Source organism: Marinobacter halophilus, from assembly GCF_003007685.1.
Classification (GTDB): Bacteria; Pseudomonadota; Gammaproteobacteria; order Pseudomonadales; family Oleiphilaceae; genus Marinobacter; species Marinobacter halophilus.
This window is the reverse complement of sequence record NZ_PXNN01000011.1, coordinates 70,673-88,567: the sequence shown is the minus strand read 5'-3', so window position 1 is coordinate 88,567 and position 17,895 is coordinate 70,673. Positions and strand designations below refer to the sequence as shown.

The 17,895-nt window shown below is 57.1% G+C and carries 13 protein-coding genes; 4 read left to right on the top strand and 9 right to left on the bottom strand.

Annotated features, from left to right (window positions below):
- The first annotated feature begins 14 nt into the window (after window positions 1-14).
- Together C7H08_RS06795 and C7H08_RS06790 are read left to right on the top strand one after the other, a co-directional pair.
- Window positions 15-2,117, top strand: coding sequence for a TonB-dependent receptor family protein (locus tag C7H08_RS06795; RefSeq protein WP_227663133.1), 2,103 nt, complete (start codon window positions 15-17; stop codon window positions 2,115-2,117).
- A gap of 37 nt (window positions 2,118-2,154) precedes the next feature.
- Complete coding sequence (locus C7H08_RS06790) at window positions 2,155-3,513, top strand: TrpB-like pyridoxal phosphate-dependent enzyme (RefSeq protein ID WP_106670995.1); 1,359 nt, start codon at window positions 2,155-2,157, stop codon at window positions 3,511-3,513.
- A 26-nt stretch (window positions 3,514-3,539) separates the two neighbouring features.
- Here the strand turns inward: C7H08_RS06790 and C7H08_RS06785 are convergent, their stop codons facing one another.
- The 4 genes from C7H08_RS06785 to tmpT form a co-directional block, all read right to left on the bottom strand.
- Window positions 3,540-5,099: a SpoVR family protein gene (locus tag C7H08_RS06785; RefSeq protein ID WP_106670994.1), complete on the bottom strand. Its 1,560-nt coding sequence runs from the start codon at window positions 5,097-5,099 to the stop codon at window positions 3,540-3,542.
- Window positions 5,096-6,385 (bottom strand): YeaH/YhbH family protein, encoded by a 1,290-nt coding sequence (locus C7H08_RS06780; RefSeq protein ID WP_207768303.1) that lies wholly within the window; start codon window positions 6,383-6,385, stop codon window positions 5,096-5,098. The genes C7H08_RS06785 and C7H08_RS06780 overlap by 4 nt, the downstream gene beginning before the upstream one ends.
- Window positions 6,386-6,411: 26 nt before the next feature.
- Window positions 6,412-8,334, bottom strand: coding sequence for a PrkA family serine protein kinase (locus tag C7H08_RS06775; RefSeq protein ID WP_106670992.1), 1,923 nt, complete (start codon window positions 8,332-8,334; stop codon window positions 6,412-6,414).
- A 378-nt stretch (window positions 8,335-8,712) separates the two neighbouring features.
- Window positions 8,713-9,372, bottom strand: a complete 660-nt coding sequence (tmpT, locus tag C7H08_RS06770) for a thiopurine S-methyltransferase (protein WP_106670991.1) — start codon at window positions 9,370-9,372, stop codon at window positions 8,713-8,715.
- A 74-nt stretch (window positions 9,373-9,446) separates the two neighbouring features.
- On the opposite strand from tmpT, the gene C7H08_RS06765 reads away from it, so the two are divergent.
- Complete coding sequence (locus tag C7H08_RS06765) at window positions 9,447-10,385, top strand: D-2-hydroxyacid dehydrogenase (RefSeq protein WP_106670990.1); 939 nt, start codon at window positions 9,447-9,449, stop codon at window positions 10,383-10,385.
- On the opposite strand, the gene C7H08_RS06760 is transcribed toward C7H08_RS06765, so the two are convergent.
- Window positions 10,376-11,635 carry an OmpP1/FadL family transporter gene (locus C7H08_RS06760; RefSeq protein ID WP_106670989.1) on the bottom strand — a complete coding sequence of 420 codons (1,260 nt, stop codon included), beginning with the start codon at window positions 11,633-11,635 and terminating at the stop codon, window positions 10,376-10,378. The two genes, C7H08_RS06765 and C7H08_RS06760, sit on opposite strands and share 10 nt — an antisense overlap.
- Window positions 11,636-11,842: 207 nt before the next feature.
- On the opposite strand from C7H08_RS06760, the gene C7H08_RS06755 reads away from it, so the two are divergent.
- Window positions 11,843-13,180, top strand: coding sequence for a YihY/virulence factor BrkB family protein (locus tag C7H08_RS06755; RefSeq protein WP_106670988.1), 1,338 nt, complete (start codon window positions 11,843-11,845; stop codon window positions 13,178-13,180).
- Here C7H08_RS06755 and C7H08_RS06750 read toward each other — a convergent pair whose 3' ends face one another.
- The 4 genes from C7H08_RS06750 to C7H08_RS06735 all read right to left on the bottom strand — a co-directional run bounded on the left by C7H08_RS06750 (window position 13,181) and on the right by C7H08_RS06735 (window position 17,785).
- A complete protein-coding gene (locus C7H08_RS06750) occupies window positions 13,181-14,230 on the bottom strand; it encodes an HDOD domain-containing protein (protein WP_106670987.1) in 1,050 nt (349 codons plus the stop codon).
- 94 nt (window positions 14,231-14,324) lie between these two features.
- Entirely contained in the window at window positions 14,325-15,554 is a 1,230-nt protein-coding gene (locus C7H08_RS06745) for a DUF445 domain-containing protein (RefSeq protein ID WP_106670986.1), read from the bottom strand.
- Window positions 15,555-15,686: 132 nt separating this feature from the next.
- A complete protein-coding gene (locus C7H08_RS06740; protein ID WP_106670985.1) occupies window positions 15,687-16,421 on the bottom strand; it encodes a 16S rRNA (uracil(1498)-N(3))-methyltransferase in 735 nt (244 codons plus the stop codon).
- Between the two features lie 14 nt (window positions 16,422-16,435).
- Window positions 16,436-17,785: an adenosylmethionine--8-amino-7-oxononanoate transaminase gene (locus tag C7H08_RS06735; RefSeq protein ID WP_106670984.1), complete on the bottom strand. Its 1,350-nt coding sequence runs from the start codon at window positions 17,783-17,785 to the stop codon at window positions 16,436-16,438.
- Between the last annotated feature and the right edge of the window lie 110 nt (window positions 17,786-17,895).

Genomic DNA, 17,895 nt, shown 5'->3' with positions numbered 1-17,895 from the left:
AGGGGAGTAGTGAAGTGGAAGAGAAAGCCCAGGGGCTTGGTTACTCACGGCGGTTGGTGATTACGTTCGCCATTGTGTCGTTCATGATGCCGTCTAGCGAGTTGGCGGCACAGGTTGCGGACGAGGGCGAGGCAATCGGGGAAGTCGTTCTGGAAGTGACGTCACCTCGCTTGGCTCGTGACCTTTACGATACCCCCGCGGCGGTCAGCGTAGTGGACGCGCCCGCCATCCGCCAGGGCCAGCAGCGCCTGCAACTGGACGAATCCCTCAATACCGTGCCTGGGCTTTTCTTCCAGAACCGTTATAACTTCGCCCAGAATCTGAGGCTGTCGACCCGTGGCTTTGGCGCCCGCGCGCCCTTCGGTATTCGCGGGATCCGCATTCAGGTCGACGGCATTCCCTACACCTTGCCGGATGGCCAGTCGCAGATCGATGCCATTGACCTGGATTCCGCTCAGCGCATTGAGGTTATTCGGGGCCCGTCCTCGGTGCAGTATGGTAATGCCGCTGGTGGTGTGCTGGATATCACCACGGCCCGTGGCGATGATTTGCCCCCCGGTGCCCGGCTGCGCCTTGATGGCGGCAGCGATGATTACCGCAAGGCCGCCATTCAGGGTAATGGTGTTCGCGGCGACACCAGTGCCATCGCAACGCTGTCCTGGATGAATGTAAACGGCCACCGGGAACAAAGTGAGGCGGAAAAGGGCCTGTTCAACGCCCGAGTTTCCCATGAGCTGGATTCCGAGAGGGAGCTGACTGCCACCTTCAACGCCTTACATAATCCGAAAGCCCAGGACCCGGGCGGCTTGACCCTGGCCCAGGTAGAGGAAGACCCAAACCAGGCCACCTTCATGGCCAAGCGCCTGGATAGCGGTCAGACGGTGAATCAGCAAACCCTGGGGCTGCAGTATCAGGACGCCGCTGTATTGCCCGGTGAAGTGACCGTGAACACCTTTTACAGTCATCGGGATTTCGCCCAGCAGTTGCCTTTTCCCGGCGCCAGCCGAGTGGCCTACGACCGTCATTTTTACGGAATCAGTTCCCAGTACCAGCAAGGTTCCGAGCTGGCCGGGCGACCTTTGACCTGGGTGATCGGCGCGGATGTCCATCGGCAGTCGGATGACCGCAGGCGCTACCAGGTATCACCCATGGGCGAGATTACCGGGCAAACCCAGGCGGAAACCCAGAACGCGACAAATGTGGCTGTATTCGCCCAAGGGGATCTGGCGTTGACGGATCGGTTGAATTTTTCACTCGGGACCCGCTGGGATCATTTAAGGCTTTCGATTGATGATCATCTTGCATTGATAAATGACGAATCCGGAAGTCGTACTTACAGAGAGTTAAGTAGCGTTGCCGGTGTCAGCTACCGCGTCGCGACCCGGCATCAGGTATACGCCACTATCGGCACAGCGTTCGAGTCACCTACGTTTACCGAGTTTGCCAACCCCTCTGGCACCGGTGGTTTTAACCCCGACTTGGAGCCTCAACAAGCGCTCAATCGCGAAATTGGCGTTCGAGGCTTGTGGGGGAGCTCACTCACGTACGATCTGGCGTTGTTCTCCATCCGTGTCGATAATGAAATTGTGATAGATACTCAAGGGGCAAATTCGTTCTATAGAAACGCCGGCGAAACCCGGCGCAACGGTGTTGAACTTGGCTTGGGTTGGGATATCTCCTATGCCTGGCGGGCGACCACGGCACTGACTCTGGCGGACTATGAGCTGCGCGACTTCACAGACGAACAGGGCAATGAGGCTGACGGCAATGACATTCCCGGCCTGCCCGGCACGCTCTGGGTGTCTGAACTGGAGTGGCGGGGCATGGCTGGCCGGTTCGCAGCGCTGGAGTGGCAGTACGTTGGCAGCTTTTTTGCCGAGAACAGCAACCAGACCAAGGTAAGCGATTACTGGTTGCTGGGCGCCCGCGCGGGTGACTCCTTGCGCCTGGGTAATCAGACCCTCAATCTCTATGCCGGTGTCCGCAATGTGTTGGATGAGGATTATTTCAGCAACGTGCGCATCAACGCCAACGCGAACCGGCCCATCGAGGACAGAGGTTACTTTGAACCGGGCGCCGGAAGAACTTTTTATGCGGGCCTTGAATGGGTATTCTGAGGCTCCCAAAGAAGAATAGCCCAGGGTAGTCAACACTATGCAAACCAAGTTTCTTCTCGACGAAAGCCAGATGCCGAAATACTGGTACAACCTGCAGGCGGATTTTGCCAAGCCGCTGCCAGCGGTACTGCACCCGGTAACCCAGCAACCCGTTGGGCCGGCTGATCTCGAGCCTTTGTTCCCGCCGGCGCTGATCGAACAGGAAGTGACCACCGAGCGTGAAGTGGAAATCCCCGAGCCGGTTCGTGATGTCTATCGGATGTGGCGACCAGCCCCGATGTTTCGGGCTCATCGTCTGGAGAAGGCGTTGGGCACCCCGGCCAAGATCTTCTACAAATACGAAGGCGGCAGCCCGGCAGGCAGTCATAAACCGAACTCCGCCATTCCGCAGGCTTTCTTCAACCGGGAAGCCGGCATCCGCACGCTGACCACCGAAACCGGGGCGGGCCAGTGGGGTACCTCACTGGCGTTTGCCGGCTCCCTGTTCGATATGGACGTAACCGTGTTTCAGGTTCGGGTGTCCTATGATCAGAAGCCCTACCGTCGTGCGGTGATGGAAACCTACGGTGCCAACTGCGTGGCGTCACCTTCCAACCTGACCGAGTTTGGCCGCAAGGTGCTGGCGGAAAATCCGAACCACACCGGCAGCCTCGGTATTGCCATCTCGGAAGCCGTGGAGCAGGCGGTCAAGGACCCGAAAACCAAGTATGCCCTGGGCTCGGTGCTCAACCACGTGTTGCTGCACCAGACCGTGATCGGCCTGGAATGTATGCAACAGATGGAAATGGCCGATTGCTGGCCCGATGTGATCGTTGGGTGTACCGGCGGCGGCTCCAATTTTGCCGGCATTGCCTTCCCGTTCATGGGTCATGCGATACGGGGCGGCGAGAGCCCCCGTATCGTCGCGGTAGAGCCTTCGGCCTGTCCGACCCTGACCCGCGGTAAGTACGCCTATGACTACGGCGACACCGCCCAGATGACCCCCCTGACCAAGATGCACACCCTGGGCTCCGGCTTCACGCCACCGGGTTTCCATGCCGGTGGTCTGCGCTATCACGGTATGGCACCAATGGTGTCGCATGCCAAGGAGTTGGGTTTGTTCGAGGCGGTGTCCTACACCCAGCGGGAATGCTTTGAAGCCGGTGTACTGTTTGCCCGTAACGAGGGCATTGTGCCAGCACCGGAAGCCAACCATGCGGTCAAAGGTGCCATTGATGAGGCGCTGCGCTGTAAGCGCGAGGGCAAGGCAGAAGTGATTCTGTTCAATCTGTGTGGCCACGGCCACTTTGATATGGCCGCCTACACGGCGTACTTTGCCGGCGAGTTGAGTGACCACGAGTATGACGATCAGGAGCTGGCGATGGCGCTGTCTGGTCTGCCGTCCGTCAAAGGCTGATACACACTAAGGGGTGACCTTTTGGGTCACCCCTTAGTGTTGGTTTTTGGAGGGCAGTGATGTTCCTCTATCAGAGTTCCTTCATCCACACTTTCCAGATGCACATCAAAACCCCACAGCCGGTGCGCGTGCCGGAGTACTTCTCCGGTCTCTTTGCCCAAAGGCACTCGGTCGACTGGAATATGCCGTAAGGTCAGCGACCGGTCACCGCGCACATCGACATTCCACACCTGAATATTCGGCTCCCGGTAACTCAGGTTGTACTGGCGGGCCAGTTTCTCTCGAAGAATCCGGTAGCCGGGTTCGTCGTGGATGGCGGTCACCTGGTAATGGTCTTCTTCGTCATCGTTCTCTATGGCGAACAGCCTGAGATCCCGCATCACTTTGGGTGACAGGAACTGCTGGATAAAGCTCTCGTCCTTGAAGTTGCGCATGGCGAAGTGCAAGCTTTCCAGCCAGTCCGTGCCGGCAATGTCCGGGAACCATTCACGGTCTTCATCGGTCGGGTTCTCGCAGATTCGGCGCAGATCCGTGAAAATTGAAAAGCCCAGGGTGTAGGGGTTGATGCCGGAATACCACGGACTGTTGAACGGTGGCTGATACACCACGGCGGTGTGGCTCTGCAGAAACTCCAACATGAAGCCGTCGGTTACCAGGCCTTTTTCATACATGCGGTGCAGCAGGGTGTAGTGCCAGAAGGTGGCCCAACCTTCGTTCATCACCTGGGTCTGGCGTTGCGGGTAGAAGTATTGCGCCAGCTTGCGCACAATCCGCACCAATTCACGCTGCCAGGTTTCCAGCAAGGGTGCATTCTTTTCAATGAAGTACAGCAGGTTTTCCTGGGGTTCGGTCGGGTAGCGGGGTTTGCGCCGGACCGGATCCTCATCTTCCTCTGGTTTGGGAATGGTGCGCCAGAGGTCATTGATGCGCCGCTGCTGATACTCTTCCCGTTCTTGCTGGCGCAACACTTCGGCTTCCGCGGAGATGGGAGACGGTCGCTTGTACCGATCGACACCGTAATTCATCAGTGCGTGGCAGGAGTCCAGAATCTGTTCCACCGCATCCACACCATGACGTTCCTCGCACTCAGACACGTAGTTCCGGGCAAACACCAGATAATCAATAATGGCACTGGCGTCGGTCCAGGTGCGGAACAGGTAGTTGCCTTTGAAAAAAGAGTTGTGGCCGTAACTGGCGTGGGCAATGACGAGTGCCTGCATGGGCAGGGTGTTTTCCTCCATCAGGTAGGCGATGCAGGGGTTGGAGTTGATCACGATCTCGTAAGCCAATCCCATCTGCCCGCGCTGGTAGCCTTTGGAAGTCTGCAAAAACTGCTTGCCGAAGGACCAGTGGTGATACCCCACCGGCATGCCGACCGAACTGTAGGCGTCCATCATCTGCTCGGCAGTGATCACTTCTACCTGGTTGGGGTAGGTGTCCAGGCCGAACTCGGCGGCGCATTTGGCAATTTCTTCGTCGTATGTCTGGATTAGCTCAAAGGTCCACTCCGAGCCAGTGGAAATGGGCGATCCTGCCTTGGGTTGTTCGCTCTCCGGTGCGTTCGGGCGATCAATCAGGCTGCTCATGCCACTTTCCTCTCGAACAACTGTCGGAATACCGGGTAAATATCACCAGGGTCTGCAATCTGTTGCATGGCAAAACTCTGGGGGAATTGCGCCATGATTTTCTCGTACTCGTACCAGAGCATCTGGTGATCCTGGGGCGTGATCTCGATATAGGAGTAATACTGCACCAGTGGCAGAATGCTGTCGGCCAGCAGTTTGCTGCACACCGGGGAGTCGTCGTTCCAGTTGTCGCCGTCCGAGGCCTGGGCCGCGTAGATGTTCCACTCCGCCGGTGAGTACCGGGATTCGACAATTCGGTGCATCAGTTTCAGGGCGCTGGAGACAATGGTGCCGCCGGTTTCTCTCGAGTAGAAAAACTCCTCTTCGTTCACTTCCTTGGCGCTGGTGTGATGGCGAATAAACACCACCTCGATCTTCTTGTAGTTCTTCTTCAGAAACAGATACAGCAGAATAAAGAAGCGCTTGGCGATGTCTTTGTGCATCTGGGTCATGGAGCCAGACACGTCCATCAGGCAGAACATGACGGCACTGGTGGCCGGTTTCGGCTGCTTCTGGTGTTGGCGGTAACGCAGGTCGATTTCGTCGATGAAAGGAATGCGCTTAACGTTGGCCTGCAATCGGGCGATTTCTTCTACGAGTACCTTGATTTGGTCTTCGTGGCTGAATGCTGCATCCAGGTCATCGGGCGCGCTTTGTAAGGCTTCCAGCTGCTTTTGTAGGTCTTTGATCTTCTTCTTGCGAGCGCCACCCAGGCCAAGCCGTCGGGCATGGGCGCCGCGCAGCGACCGCACCACATCAAGCTTGGCCGGAACGCCCTGGCTGGTGAAGCCGGCCCGCACGTAGCTGAAAGCTTCGGTGTCTTTGAGCTTCTTGCGCGCCAGGTTGGGCAGCTCGAGGTCATCGAACAGGAATTCCAGAAATTCTTCCTGGGTGATCTGGAAGGCAAATTCGTCCATGCCTTCGCCGTCCGGGCTGGCCTGGCCCTCGCCTTGACCTTGCCCTTCACCCCCTTGAGGTTTCGGGATGGTGTCACCGGCTACCCACTCCTGGTTGCCGGGATGAACCACCTCCCGGCGGCCACCGGGGCCATGGTGGAAGATGGGCTCCTCTATGTCCCGGGCCGGGATGCTAACTTTTTCGCCCCGTTCGATATCAGTGATTGAGCGTTTTTGAACGGCTTCAGATACCGCCTTCTTGATGTGGTGACGGTAACGGCGCAGGAACCGTTCCCGGTTCACCGCGCTTTTGTTCTTGCCGTTCAGGCGCCGATCGACAATGTGGGTCATCCCCATGGTACTGCTCCCGCTGGCCGTTAATGGGACTTGCGAACGCGCAGATACCACTCGGCGAGCAAGCGGACCTGTTTCTCGGTGTACCCACGTTCGACCATGCGCTCAACAAATTGCTTATGCTTGTTCTGGTCTTCCTGACTGGCTTTCGGGTTGAAGGAAATCACCGGCAACAGGTCTTCCGTGTTCGAGAACATTTTCTTCTCGATCACGCTGCGCAGCTTCTCGTAACTGAGCCAGGACGGGTTCTGGCCCTGGTTGTTGGCCCGGGCCCGCAGCACAAAATTGACCACCTCGTTGCGGAAGTCCTTCGGGTTGCTGATACCGGCGGGTTTTTCGATCTTTTCCAGCTCGTCGTTGATCGAGGCCCGGTCCAGAATCTCCCCGGTTTCGGGATCGCGGAATTCCTGGTCCTGAATCCACAGGTCGGCATAGGTGACGTAACGGTCGAACAGGTTCTGGCCGTACTCGCTGTAGCTTTCCAGGTACGCGGTTTGAATTTCCTTGCCGATAAACTGCACGTAGTGGGGAGCCAGGTATTCCTTGATAAACCGCAGGTACCTTTCCTGAATTTCGGGGGCGTACTGCTCCTGCTCGATCTGCTTTTCCAGCACATACAGCAGGTGCACTGGGTTGGCGGCAATTTCGGCGGTGTCGAAGTTGAACACTTTCGACAGAATCTTGAAGGCGAACCGGGTGGACAAGCCATCCATGCCTTCCATCACACCGGCCGCGTCCCGGTATTCCTGAATGGATTTGGCTTTCGGGTCGGTATCCTTGATGCTCTGGCCGTCGTACACCTTCATTTTCGAGAAGATACTGGAGTTTTCCGGCTCTTTGATGCGCGACAGCACCGAGAACTGGGCCAGCATGTCCAGGGTGTCCGGGGCGCAGGGTGCGCCCGACAGCGAGCTGTTTTTCAGCAGTTTTCGGTAAATCTCGATCTCTTCGGATACCCGCACACAGTAGGGCACCTTGACGATATAGACCCGGTCCAGAAACGCTTCGTTATGCTTGTTGTTGCGGAAAGTCTGCCACTCGGATTCGTTGGAGTGGGCCAGGATTACACCATCAAAGGGCACCGAACCCATGCCTTCGGTGGTGTTGTAGTTGCCTTCCTGGGTGGCGGTCAGCAGGGGATGCAGCACCTTGATCGGCGCCTTGAACATCTCCACAAACTCCATCAGGCCCTGGTTGGCTTTGCACAGGCCACCGCTGAAGCTGTAGGCATCGGGGTCGTCCTGGGAATAATCCTCCAGCATGCGGATGTTGACCTTGCCCACCAGGGCGGAGATGTCCTGGTTGTTATCGTCTCCGGGCTCGGTTTTGGAAACGGCGATCTGGTCGAGCACTGAGGGGTAGCGTTTCACTACCCGGAACTGGCTGATGTCGCCGCCGAATTCGTGCAGGCGTTTCACCGCCCAGGGCGACATGATGTTTTTCAGGTACCGGCCGGGAATGCCGAATTCTTCTTCCAGAATCGGACCGTCTTCACCCGGGTCAAACAGGCCCAGCGGGCTTTCGTTGAGCGGGGAGTCTTTGATGGCGTAGAAGGGCACTTTCTGCATCAGTGCCTTGAGCTTTTCGGCCAGCGAGGATTTGCCGCCGCCGACGGGGCCGAGCAGGTACAGAATCTGTTTCTTTTCTTCCAGGCCCTGGGCAGCATGACGAAAGAACGACACGATGTTCTCGACGGCTTCTTCCATGCCGTAGAACTCGGAGAATTCGGGGTAGCGTTTGATGACTTTGTTGGAAAAGATGCGTGACAGGCGGGAGTCACGGGAGGTGTCGGTCAGTTCTGGTTCGCCGATGGCAATCAGCATTCGCTCCGCGGCGGTGGCGTATGCTGTTGGGTCCTTTTTGCAGATCTCCAGGTATTCCTCAAGGGAGTATTCTTCCTCCTGAGTGGATGCATACCGGTTTTTGAAGTGCTGCACGATGCTCATAGATGGCCCCTCGCTTACTCTTGCTTGTCATAAAAACGGTTTTACTTCACACAATGTCCCCGTTGCTTATACGCCGCCGGTCCCGGCGGTGTGCTCTGGTAGTTAAGTTGATGGGATGTTTTCATCAAACAGATATACGTTGTCCGGTGTGTTCCGGCCTGTTTAATCTGAGCTTAGTTCACACTCGCGGGGTTGGACAGGTGGCGGTCAAATTAGGTTCATTAAATTATGTTTTGGGCTTCGGGCTTTGGGGGCTGACGTACACCGGGGAGGTTTTTCAGAGCAAATTGGGAACTCGCTGGGCTCAGACATCAAATTTGCTCTGAAAAACCTCCCCGGTATACGTCGATCAAGCGATCTTGGGGATTCCGGTCGCCTTTATTTTTTGATCAGTTTGAACACACTTTCTGTCGCGCCGTTTCTCAGGCCTCTTCGCTTGGCGAAGGGGTTGTCCCGGGCCATGTCTTTTTTGAGCACCTGGGTAATGTCGTAGTCTTCACCATAGAGCTGGTGGACTTCTTCATCGCTGACGTTGAACGGCGGACCTTTCATTTCCTTGCTGTCGTAATCCAGGGTGATCAGCAGTATTTCAGTGCCATCCGGGATGACCGCCGTCAGGTGGTCGACGTAACCTTTGCGCATGTCCTGGGGCAGGGCGATCAGGGCGGCGCGGTCGTAGACCAGGCGGATGTGTTTGAGGTCATCCGGCACCAGTTGGAAGAAGTCACCGCACCAGAGTTGCAGATCGTCATGCTTGAAAGTCGTGAAGGGTTCGCCCGGGTGCACCATGGCTTTCTCACCGGCTTCTTCGAAGAAGTCTTTGCAGGCGATGTCGCTCAGTTCTACGCCGATGATCGGGTGGCCGCGATCGTTGAGCCACCACATGTCGTGGGCTTTCCCGCACAGGGGCACAAAAACGGCCTCGGTTCCGGTACCGGCCAGTTCCGGCCAGTGGTCGTGCAGGTACTGGTTTACAGTGCCTTCGTGGAAGCCGGTTTGTTCTTTTGCCCAGCGTTCGTGCCAGAATTCGTGTTCCATAATGTGCCTCCCGGGATTTGCTCGTTTTCCTCAGTCTACCTTACTCTGTGCCAATCGTGATTCGGGAGAAAAGTATGAAAGCGGTCTTTCTGGATAGCCTTACCCTTGGTAATGACGTCGATCTGTCACCGATTGAGCGGGTGACCGGCGGTTTCACCTGCCACGAGCGCACTCCACCGGAGCAAGTGCTGGCGCGGATTCGGGGCTTCGATACCGTTCTGGTAAACAAGGTGGTGCTGGGTCGCGAGCATTTTGAGGCCTGCCCGGAGCTGAAAACCATTGCGGTGGTGGCCACCGGGCTCAATAACATCGACCAGGCGGCAGCGCGGGAGCATGGTGTCCGGGTGATGAACGTGACGAATTATGGCCGCTCCACCGTGGCTCAGCACACCATGGCGTTGATTCTGGCCTTGGCGACCCGGTTGATGGATTACAACCGGGATGTTCGCGACGGGCGCTGGGGCAAGAGTGACATGTTCTGCCTGATGGACCACCCGATCATGGAGCTGGAAGGCAAGACCCTGGGCATTGTCGGTTTCGGCGATCTGGGGCAGGGCGTGGCCGAGCGGGCCAGGGCGTTCGGTATGAACGTCGTGCTGGGTTGCCGGCCAGGGCAGACGCCGGGGGAGGTGGACGGTTATCCGCGTGTTCCGCTGGATGAGCTGCTGGCTCAGGCGGATGTGTTGTCACTGCACTGTCTGCTGACTGAAGGTACCCGCAATCTGATTGGCAAGCGGGAGCTGAGTTTGATGAAGCTAACCGCACTGCTGATCAACACAAGCCGGGGTGGCCTGGTGGACGAAATGGCGCTGGCGGATGCGCTGCGCGCAGGCCGGATTGCCGGGGCGGGCTTTGATGTGCTGACGGAAGAGCCGCCGCGCAACGGCAACCCGCTGCTGGCGGAGGATATTCCGAACCTGATTGTTACGCCTCACTCCGCCTGGGCCAGTCGTGAGGCCCGTCAGCGGATCGTGGGGATTACGGCCGCAAACTTGGCGTCGGCTCAGAACTGATAACCCACACTGACAGATGCGCCTATCTGAGCCATACTCAGCTCGATTTGCTGGCCGGGGCCCAGCGGATTGTCGCCCCGGACAGTTTTGCGCGGTGAATAGAAGGCCATGCCAGACACTTCCACGGCGTCACTAAAGCCGTGGGTGAAGCCGCCTGTGAAATGCCATTCCTGCACGCCCGGAGCCAGGATATTAAACAGGACTTCCTCATCGGGAATGGGCTGCTCGCCATAGCTGACGCCGGCGCGCCAGGTCTGCTCCTGGCTTTGCTGCCATTGCCAGCCGAATTTGACGATGGTCATGTTATCCCAGCCAAAGCCAGCACCCCGAACATCGCCCAGCGGCGCTTGCATCAGATTGGGTAGCATCGGATTGCCAATGCTATTGATTTCGCTGTAGCGGATATGTTGCACGTCCAGAAGCAGCCAGTGATTCTGGATGCCAGACCAAGCCACGCCGGCGTTGAACATCTGCGGAATATCAAAGCCACCCTGCTCGGCAAACAGGCCTTGGTATTTACTGAATTCTTCCATCTCCAGAATGGTGCGCCAGCTCAGGCCCGCACGCAGGGTGTCGGTGACCTGACCCTGCCAGCCGATTTGCAGGCCGTAGCCCCAGGCGTCGTCCGTGCCGTTGTTGGTCAGAGCATCAGGGTTAGATGAAAAACCGGAGAAGTTTGTTAACCCTTTTGCTTCAAAGCGCTGGTAGGCAATCAGCGGCGAAACGCCAAGAGCCTGGCCATCGGCAAATTCCCAGGACCAGGTTGGGGCGATAAACAACTGTTCCAGGTTGACGCCGGTTTTGCCCGCCCCGAACGTGCCTCCATTGGCTCCGCTATACTCGGTATTCATACCGCCATTGGCGAAGATGGACAGGCCAAGGCTGTGGCCGTTGTCCAGAGCCCGGTTATAGCCGAAATGAGGGATCAGGAAAGCGTCGTTTTTGCTGGATACCTTACCTGGCGCCAGATAGAAGGTTCCTTGTGGTGGGGTCATGACGCCACCTTCGACGCGGTAGTTGCGGCGCGGAGAAAAAAACTCCAGCCCGCCATCCATCCGACTGCCAACAAACGCCATACCCGCCGGATTTGTGGCTGCGGCAATGCTGTCCTGCGACAGCGCGGTGCCGGCTCCGGCCATGCCAGCATTAATAGTGCCATAGCCGTGGCTGAAATAGCCGTTGGTAGCAAAGGCTGCCGATGGCAACACGGTGGTGAGGGCGGCCGTGGCCAATGCGTGCTTGAAGCGCATACGTCTAACCCTGTAACGGTAAAGAGAATAATGACAGAAGGTGCTTTCTACTTGAATGTGGTTATAAATAGAAGGAACTAAATTTAATATGGTTATATCGAGTGGCGGCTTACCCTATCTTGGCTTGAGCAATGGTGCGCCAGAATCCGCTTGTGTACTGGCATCTGACTGATAAGCTGTAGAAAAGACTGACAAGCAGGACATTGAGTGGCTTCTATTGAAATGAAAGAGCGGTTACAGGCCGTAGAAACCTGGATTCTCGCCAACCCCAATCCGCCCCAGAAATGGCCGTGGACCTGGCTCTACAAGACCGGTCGCTCGGTCTATGCGGTGGCGCGGGATGTCATCAGCGGTCAGTTGACTCTACATTCCATGAGCCTGGTCTATACCACCCTGCTGAGTATTGTGCCGCTGCTGGCGTTGAGTTTTTCGGTGCTCAAGGCAATGGGCGTGCACCAGCGTATGGAGCCTATCCTGTTCCAGTTCTTCGAGCCGATGGGACCTCAGGGCATCGAAGTGGCTGAGCGGATACTGGGATTCGTTGATAACATGAAGGTGGGGGTGTTGGGTTCGGTCGGCCTGGCGTTGTTGGTGTATACCGTGGTTTCCCTGGTGCAGAAGATCGAACGCTCTTTCAATATGATCTGGCGCGTGCCTGAGATGCGTTCGATGGCCCAGCGTTTCAGCAATTACCTGAGCGTAATCATGGTAGGGCCGTTGTTGATGGTGTCCGCGATTGGCGTCACGGCCACTATATTTTCATCGGATGCCGTGCAGCAATTCATGATGTTCGAGCCGTTCGGCTCACTGATCGTCTTTATCAGCAGCTTTACGCCGTTTTTCCTGGTGGTCGGCGCATTCACCTTCGTCTACGTGTTTATTCCCAACACCCGGGTAAAGTTTCGGTACGCATTTATTGCGGGCCTGGTGGCGGGTGTTTCCTGGCAGGCGGCGGGCATGTTGTTTGCGTCGTTTGTGGCAGGCTCTACCAAATACGCGGCAATCTATTCCGGCTTTGCCGTCGGCATTATCCTGCTGATCTGGACCTACCTGAACTGGATGATTCTGCTACTTGGTGCCAGCCTCGCTTTTTATATGCAAAACCCGGGTTCGGTCGCCAAACGCCAGAATGTGCAGTTGGCTCCTGAGCTTCAGGAGCGTGTGGGGCTGGCGTTGATGTGGATGGTGGCCAAGCCGTTCAGCCGGGGCGAGCCAGCCCCGCAACAGGAAGCGCTGGAGTATGAGCTGCGAGTGCCCGGTGAGGTTACCCGTAGTGTCAGCGACAAACTGATTCGCGCGGGCCTGCTCACCCTGGCCGGTCGCAATGGTGACCAGCTGGTTCCTGGCAAAGCCCTTGAACTGATTACCGTCGGTGGCGTGCTAAAGACTGTTCGCCGTGATGAAGATCGGGTGGTTGACCGGCTGCCGGCAGTTGCGGTGCCGCTGCAGCTGATTGATGTTGCCGGCCAGCGGGACGATATCAGTTTTGCGGAACTGTTGGGCGTCGACAACAAAGAAACTCAGGACAAGGCCGCCCAGGCCTGATCAGTTCTGGGGTTGGGTGCCTTTGCCTTCCTGCAGCATTCTGAGCAGTGCATTTCGCACCGGAGTGATTTGCTCCGGGGTTAAATGCACGATCTGTTTCAGGTCGTCTTCCGGCAGGTTGCGCTGGCGTGCGTGACGAAGCACTTCACGAGTGCCCAAGAGCAGCCCGTCGGTGAGTGCTGTGTGTGCCTGGCGGGGAGCCGGGCGCTCGGCAGCCAACAGCCATGCGTGATACTTGGGTGGCAGGTTCCAGACGTTGGCCAACAACTGGCAAGCCGACCATTGATACCGGGTCAGTGCCGTCCGCAATAAAACCGGGTCCGGCTCGCTACCGATATTCTGAGACCGACAAATGCGGGTCAGCTCCCGGCGGATAGTGATGTAACCAAGGGCGGGCAGCAAGCCGACCATGAAATGGGCGCTGGTGTCGTTGTGATGAATGCGTGCTACCAGTTCGGAGGCTCTGGCACAGGTCAACCCCCAAAGCCAGGCCCGCTGGGCAAACAACGCTTCGCGACTGTTTCTGGCGGCCATCATCGGGCGCATCACCGCGGCCGAAATTACACTTCGAATTCCATCCAGCCCTAACACAAACACTGCCTGATCAACCGATTCGATGGTGTGGTCGCCGGGGCGGAAGTAAGGGCTATTGGCTACTTGCAGCAGTTGGTCAGTGAGGGAAGGGTCGCTGAGGATGATGTCGGTGATCTGTTTGCGGTCGGTGGTTTCACTGGAAAGTGCCCGCATCAGCATAGGCAGGGTGCCTGGCTTGCGGGGCAGTTCTTCCATGTCACTGTCGCGAAGACGTCGCTCCAGCTCGATCAGCGCACGGTCAGGTACCGTGGAATCCTGCTTGAGTTTGGTCTCGGGAACATCCAGAAGCCAGCCAAACAGGTGTTCTTCCAGTTGCCCGACGATGTCTGAATCTGATGAATGCTGCTCAGGGCTATCGCTTTGCACCGGGTTGAACAGCCGTGTTTCCGTAAGATCGGTGGCAGGCGGTTTTGAGGGCGCGAACAAGCCCGAAATCCAGGATAAAAAGCCCGGCATCCATTGCCTCCGGATTAATGTGTATTAAAACGTGACTGATTGCTCGAGGCAGTATAGTTGCGTCAATCAACCCTGCACAGTTCTTTGCTGCGCATCAAAAAAAAGATTCGCCAAAGACAAACACCAACTGGCAGACGCCGGCGATAAAGCCGAGAAACGCCCCCACCAGAATCAGTTTGATTTCGTCTTCCTGGAAGCAGGGTCGAAGCAAATCCTGAAACTCTTCGGACGACAGCGCAATCATCCGTTCCACCATGATGGATTCAACCGCCCGGGCCCTGTCTGTTTCGAATACCGGGTTGTTGAAGGAGCTTCGTGAAATCTCGATGGCTTTTTGACCCACCTGGTTTTTAAGGGTGGCAAAACCGGTTGGACCGAAGGCCACCTGAGTCAGTGCTTTGCCCATGCCGGCGGTTTCATCGACCAATGGTTTGATGTGCTTTTTCACCATGTTGCGGGCGCGCTCACCTTTAGGGCCTTCCATGATGGCGTTGATAATGTTGCCCACAGTAAGAATCTCATGGGTAACGATGTGGCAGAACGACTCCGCTACCGCTGGCTGGCGTTTCAGGAACAGGCCTTGTAACCGCAGGGGGCCAACTTTGTGCTCATGGAGAGGGCGGAAGATAACGTTCAGGGCGATCCAGTTGGTAGCCCAGCCCACCAGCAGGCCGAACAAAGGCAGCACCCAGATGGCGGGGTAGAGGTACCAGACAACCATCTGGATCAGGCCGAACAGGAATCCGAAATAGAGGCCGGAGTTAATAATAAAACGGAACTCGACGTCGCCGCATTCCAGGAAGATACGGTTGAGCAGTTTTTTGTCTCGGGCCAGGCGTTCGATAACCATGCCTTTGATGTCGAGCAGATCTTCAATGTTGTCGGAGATGTCTTCGACCAGGTTGTCGACCAGCTGCGGCGTGGATTTGCGTACCCGGTCGTATACCATTTTCCGGGCGGAGGCTGGCAGGTTTTCCCAGAAGGTGGGGTATTCCTTGAGCATGAGTTCGTCTACGTATTCTTCAACCCGGGGGTCGACGGTGTAGATGATGTGGGTCGCAAGAACTTTGGGGTCGATCTGTTCGAAGATTTCCTGGACGGTGCCGATTTTGGAAATGGTGGCATCGACGCTGATGGCGGCCATTTTTCGGGCTTTGGAGGGAATGATGCCTTGCCAGCCCAGCAGGGGTGGTTTGCCAATGAACTCCAGGGGGTAGAAGGTCATTTTGATGGCGAGCCAGTTAGTGCTCCAGCCAATCAGGGCAGCAATCACGGGGATGCTGAGGTATTGCCAGAATTCTGGGTTGGTCAAAAGGCTAGTCATTCGGGGCTCTTATTTGTTTTGCTTGGGTGCATGCGGCCGGCCAAGTTTTTGTCAGACAAGGATAATGTTGTTCATCGCCAGATCTGTCAATGACTGCGGTGCCCATACGGTTGCCTTTCCGGGCCACAAGCCTCAATTGCCGATGTCTCCCCACAGCCATTGGCACAGCGCGATGGCTGCAACCGGTGCGGTTTCGGTGCGCAGTACGCGGGGCCCGAGGGCAATCGGGAGAAAACCATTTTGTTCCGCCAGGGTGATTTCATCCGCCGTCAGGCCACCTTCGGGGCCGATCATCAGGGCAACATTGGCGGGCCCGGTCAAGGTGGTCAAGGATTGCTCCGTGCGGTGATGTAGCACCAGGCGCAGGTCGCAGGTCTGGCTGTGCGCCAGCCATTCCTGAACGGTCATGACCGGCAGGATGTCTGGCACCCGTGCGCGGCCGCATTGCTCGGCCGCGCTGATGGCGACTTGTTGCCAATGGCGCAGGCGTTTGTCTTCCCGGTCGCCCCTGAGTTTTACGTCACAGCGGTCGGTGCTGAGCGGGACGATGGTGGTAACGCCCATTTCGACCGCTTTCTGAACCGCGTAGTCCATGCGGTCGCCTTTGGAGAGAGCCTGGCCCAGGGTGATGTTGAGGGGTGATTCGGTTTGGGTTGCCTCGGCACTCCGGATTTCTACAGTGACGTTTTTTTTGCCGGCCTGGATGATGGTGGCGTTGTAATCCTGGCCATCGTTGTTGAACAGGCGGAGTTCCTGGCCAGGTTGCATGCGCAGTACCCGGCCGACGTGGTTGGCGGCGTTGTCGTCGAGTTCGCACTCGCCGCCCAGGTGCAGCGGGCTGTCGGTGAAGATTCTGGGTATGCGCATGTTGGTGCTTTCCCTCAACCTTTGACAGCGATGCCGATACCTTCGGTGGCAACCTGGGCCAGGTGGCGGATCTGGTCTTCGGTGATCACATAAGGAGGCATGAAGTAGATTACGTTCCCCAGCGGGCGCAATAGAGCCTGGCGGGTGAGGGAGTGTTGGTAGACTTTCAGGCCGCGGCGTTCCTGCCAGGGGAAGGGGGTCTTGGTGGCTTTGTCTTTGACCATTTCGATGGCGAGGGTCATGCCGTGCTGGCGGATGTCGCCAACGTTGGGGTGATCGGCCAGATGAGCGACGGAGTCGGCCATGCAGCGGGACAACTGGCGGTTGTTCTCGATGACGTTTTCATCCCGGAAAATGTCCAGGGTGGCCAGGGCCACCGCGCAGCCGATGGGGTTGCCGGTGTAGCTGTGGCTGTGCAGGAAAGCACGCATGGTCTCATAGTCGTCGTAGAAGGCGTCGTAAACATTATCGGTCGTCAACACCACCGACAACGGTAGGTAGCCGGCCGTGAGCCCTTTGGACAAGCACATGAAGTCCGGGGTGATGCCAGCTTGCTCGCAGGCAAAGAGGGTGCCGGTGCGGCCGAAACCTACGGCGATTTCGTCTGCAATCAGGTGCACGCCGTAGCGGTCGCAGGCTTCGCGCAGTTTGGTGTGGTAAATCGGGTGATGCATGCGCATGCCGCCGGCGCACTGGATCAGGGGTTCAACCACCACCGCACAGATCTCATCGTGCCTTTCGGCGAGCAGCTTCTCCATGGCCTCGAACTGGCGCAGGGCGTAGCCTTCGTCGGTTTCGCCGGCTTCTTTGTTGTAGGCATCCGGAGAGGGTGCAGTCAGCACTTCCATTAGTAGTGGCTGATAGGTGTCTTTATAAAGCGCAACATCACCCAGTGCAAGCGCTCCCAGGGTTTCGCCGTGGTAGCTGTTGCTCAGATTAACGAAGTTTTTCTTGCTGGGTTTGCCCAGGTTTTTCCAGTAGTGATAGCTCATTTTCAGAGCCGCTTCGATGGCGGAGGAGCCATTGTCAGCATAAAAACACTTATTAAGGCCTTTAGGGGTCACTTCGATCAGTCGTTCTGACAGATTGATCACAGGCTCATGGGTAAAACCCGCCAGGATGACGTGCTCCAGTTGGCCGATCTGCTCCTGAATCGCGGAGTTGATACGCGGGTTGCCGTGGCCGAAAAGATTGACCCACCAAGAGCTGACCGCATCGATATAGCGATTGCTCTCGAAGTCTTCGAGCCACACGCCTTCGCCTCGTTTGATGGGAATCAGCGGAAGGGTTTCGTGATCCTTCATCTGGGTACAGGGGTGCCAAACGGATTTCAGGTCCCGTGCGACCAGATCGGCATTGCGCATTGATGTCTCCTGTCAGCCCTGAGCGGGTCAATGTTAGTTGAGAGTGCACATGATACTGCCCGCACCGCTGCCTTAACAGCTCCGAAGTGTGATCCAGTCGGTCTGGCTTC

What these genes read in the sequence shown, in the direction of transcription:
- C7H08_RS06790 (WP_106670995.1), top strand. Translation starts at nt 2,155, where the DNA reads ATGCAAACCAAGTTTCTTCTCGACGAAAGCCAGATGCCGAAATACTGG.
- C7H08_RS06785 (WP_106670994.1), bottom strand. Translation starts at nt 5,099, where the DNA reads ATGAGCAGCCTGATTGATCGCCCGAACGCACCGGAGAGCGAACAACCC.
- C7H08_RS06780 (WP_207768303.1), bottom strand. Translation starts at nt 6,385, where the DNA reads ATGACCCACATTGTCGATCGGCGCCTGAACGGCAAGAACAAAAGCGCG.
- C7H08_RS06775 (WP_106670992.1), bottom strand. Translation starts at nt 8,334, where the DNA reads ATGAGCATCGTGCAGCACTTCAAAAACCGGTATGCATCCACTCAGGAG.
- tmpT (WP_106670991.1), bottom strand. Translation starts at nt 9,372, where the DNA reads ATGGAACACGAATTCTGGCACGAACGCTGGGCAAAAGAACAAACCGGC.
- C7H08_RS06765 (WP_106670990.1), top strand. Translation starts at nt 9,447, where the DNA reads ATGAAAGCGGTCTTTCTGGATAGCCTTACCCTTGGTAATGACGTCGAT.
- C7H08_RS06760 (WP_106670989.1), bottom strand. Translation starts at nt 11,635, where the DNA reads ATGCGCTTCAAGCACGCATTGGCCACGGCCGCCCTCACCACCGTGTTG.
- C7H08_RS06750 (WP_106670987.1), bottom strand. Translation starts at nt 14,230, where the DNA reads ATGCCGGGCTTTTTATCCTGGATTTCGGGCTTGTTCGCGCCCTCAAAA.
- C7H08_RS06745 (WP_106670986.1), bottom strand. Translation starts at nt 15,554, where the DNA reads ATGACTAGCCTTTTGACCAACCCAGAATTCTGGCAATACCTCAGCATC.
- C7H08_RS06740 (WP_106670985.1), bottom strand. Translation starts at nt 16,421, where the DNA reads ATGCGCATACCCAGAATCTTCACCGACAGCCCGCTGCACCTGGGCGGC.
- C7H08_RS06735 (WP_106670984.1), bottom strand. Translation starts at nt 17,785, where the DNA reads ATGCGCAATGCCGATCTGGTCGCACGGGACCTGAAATCCGTTTGGCAC.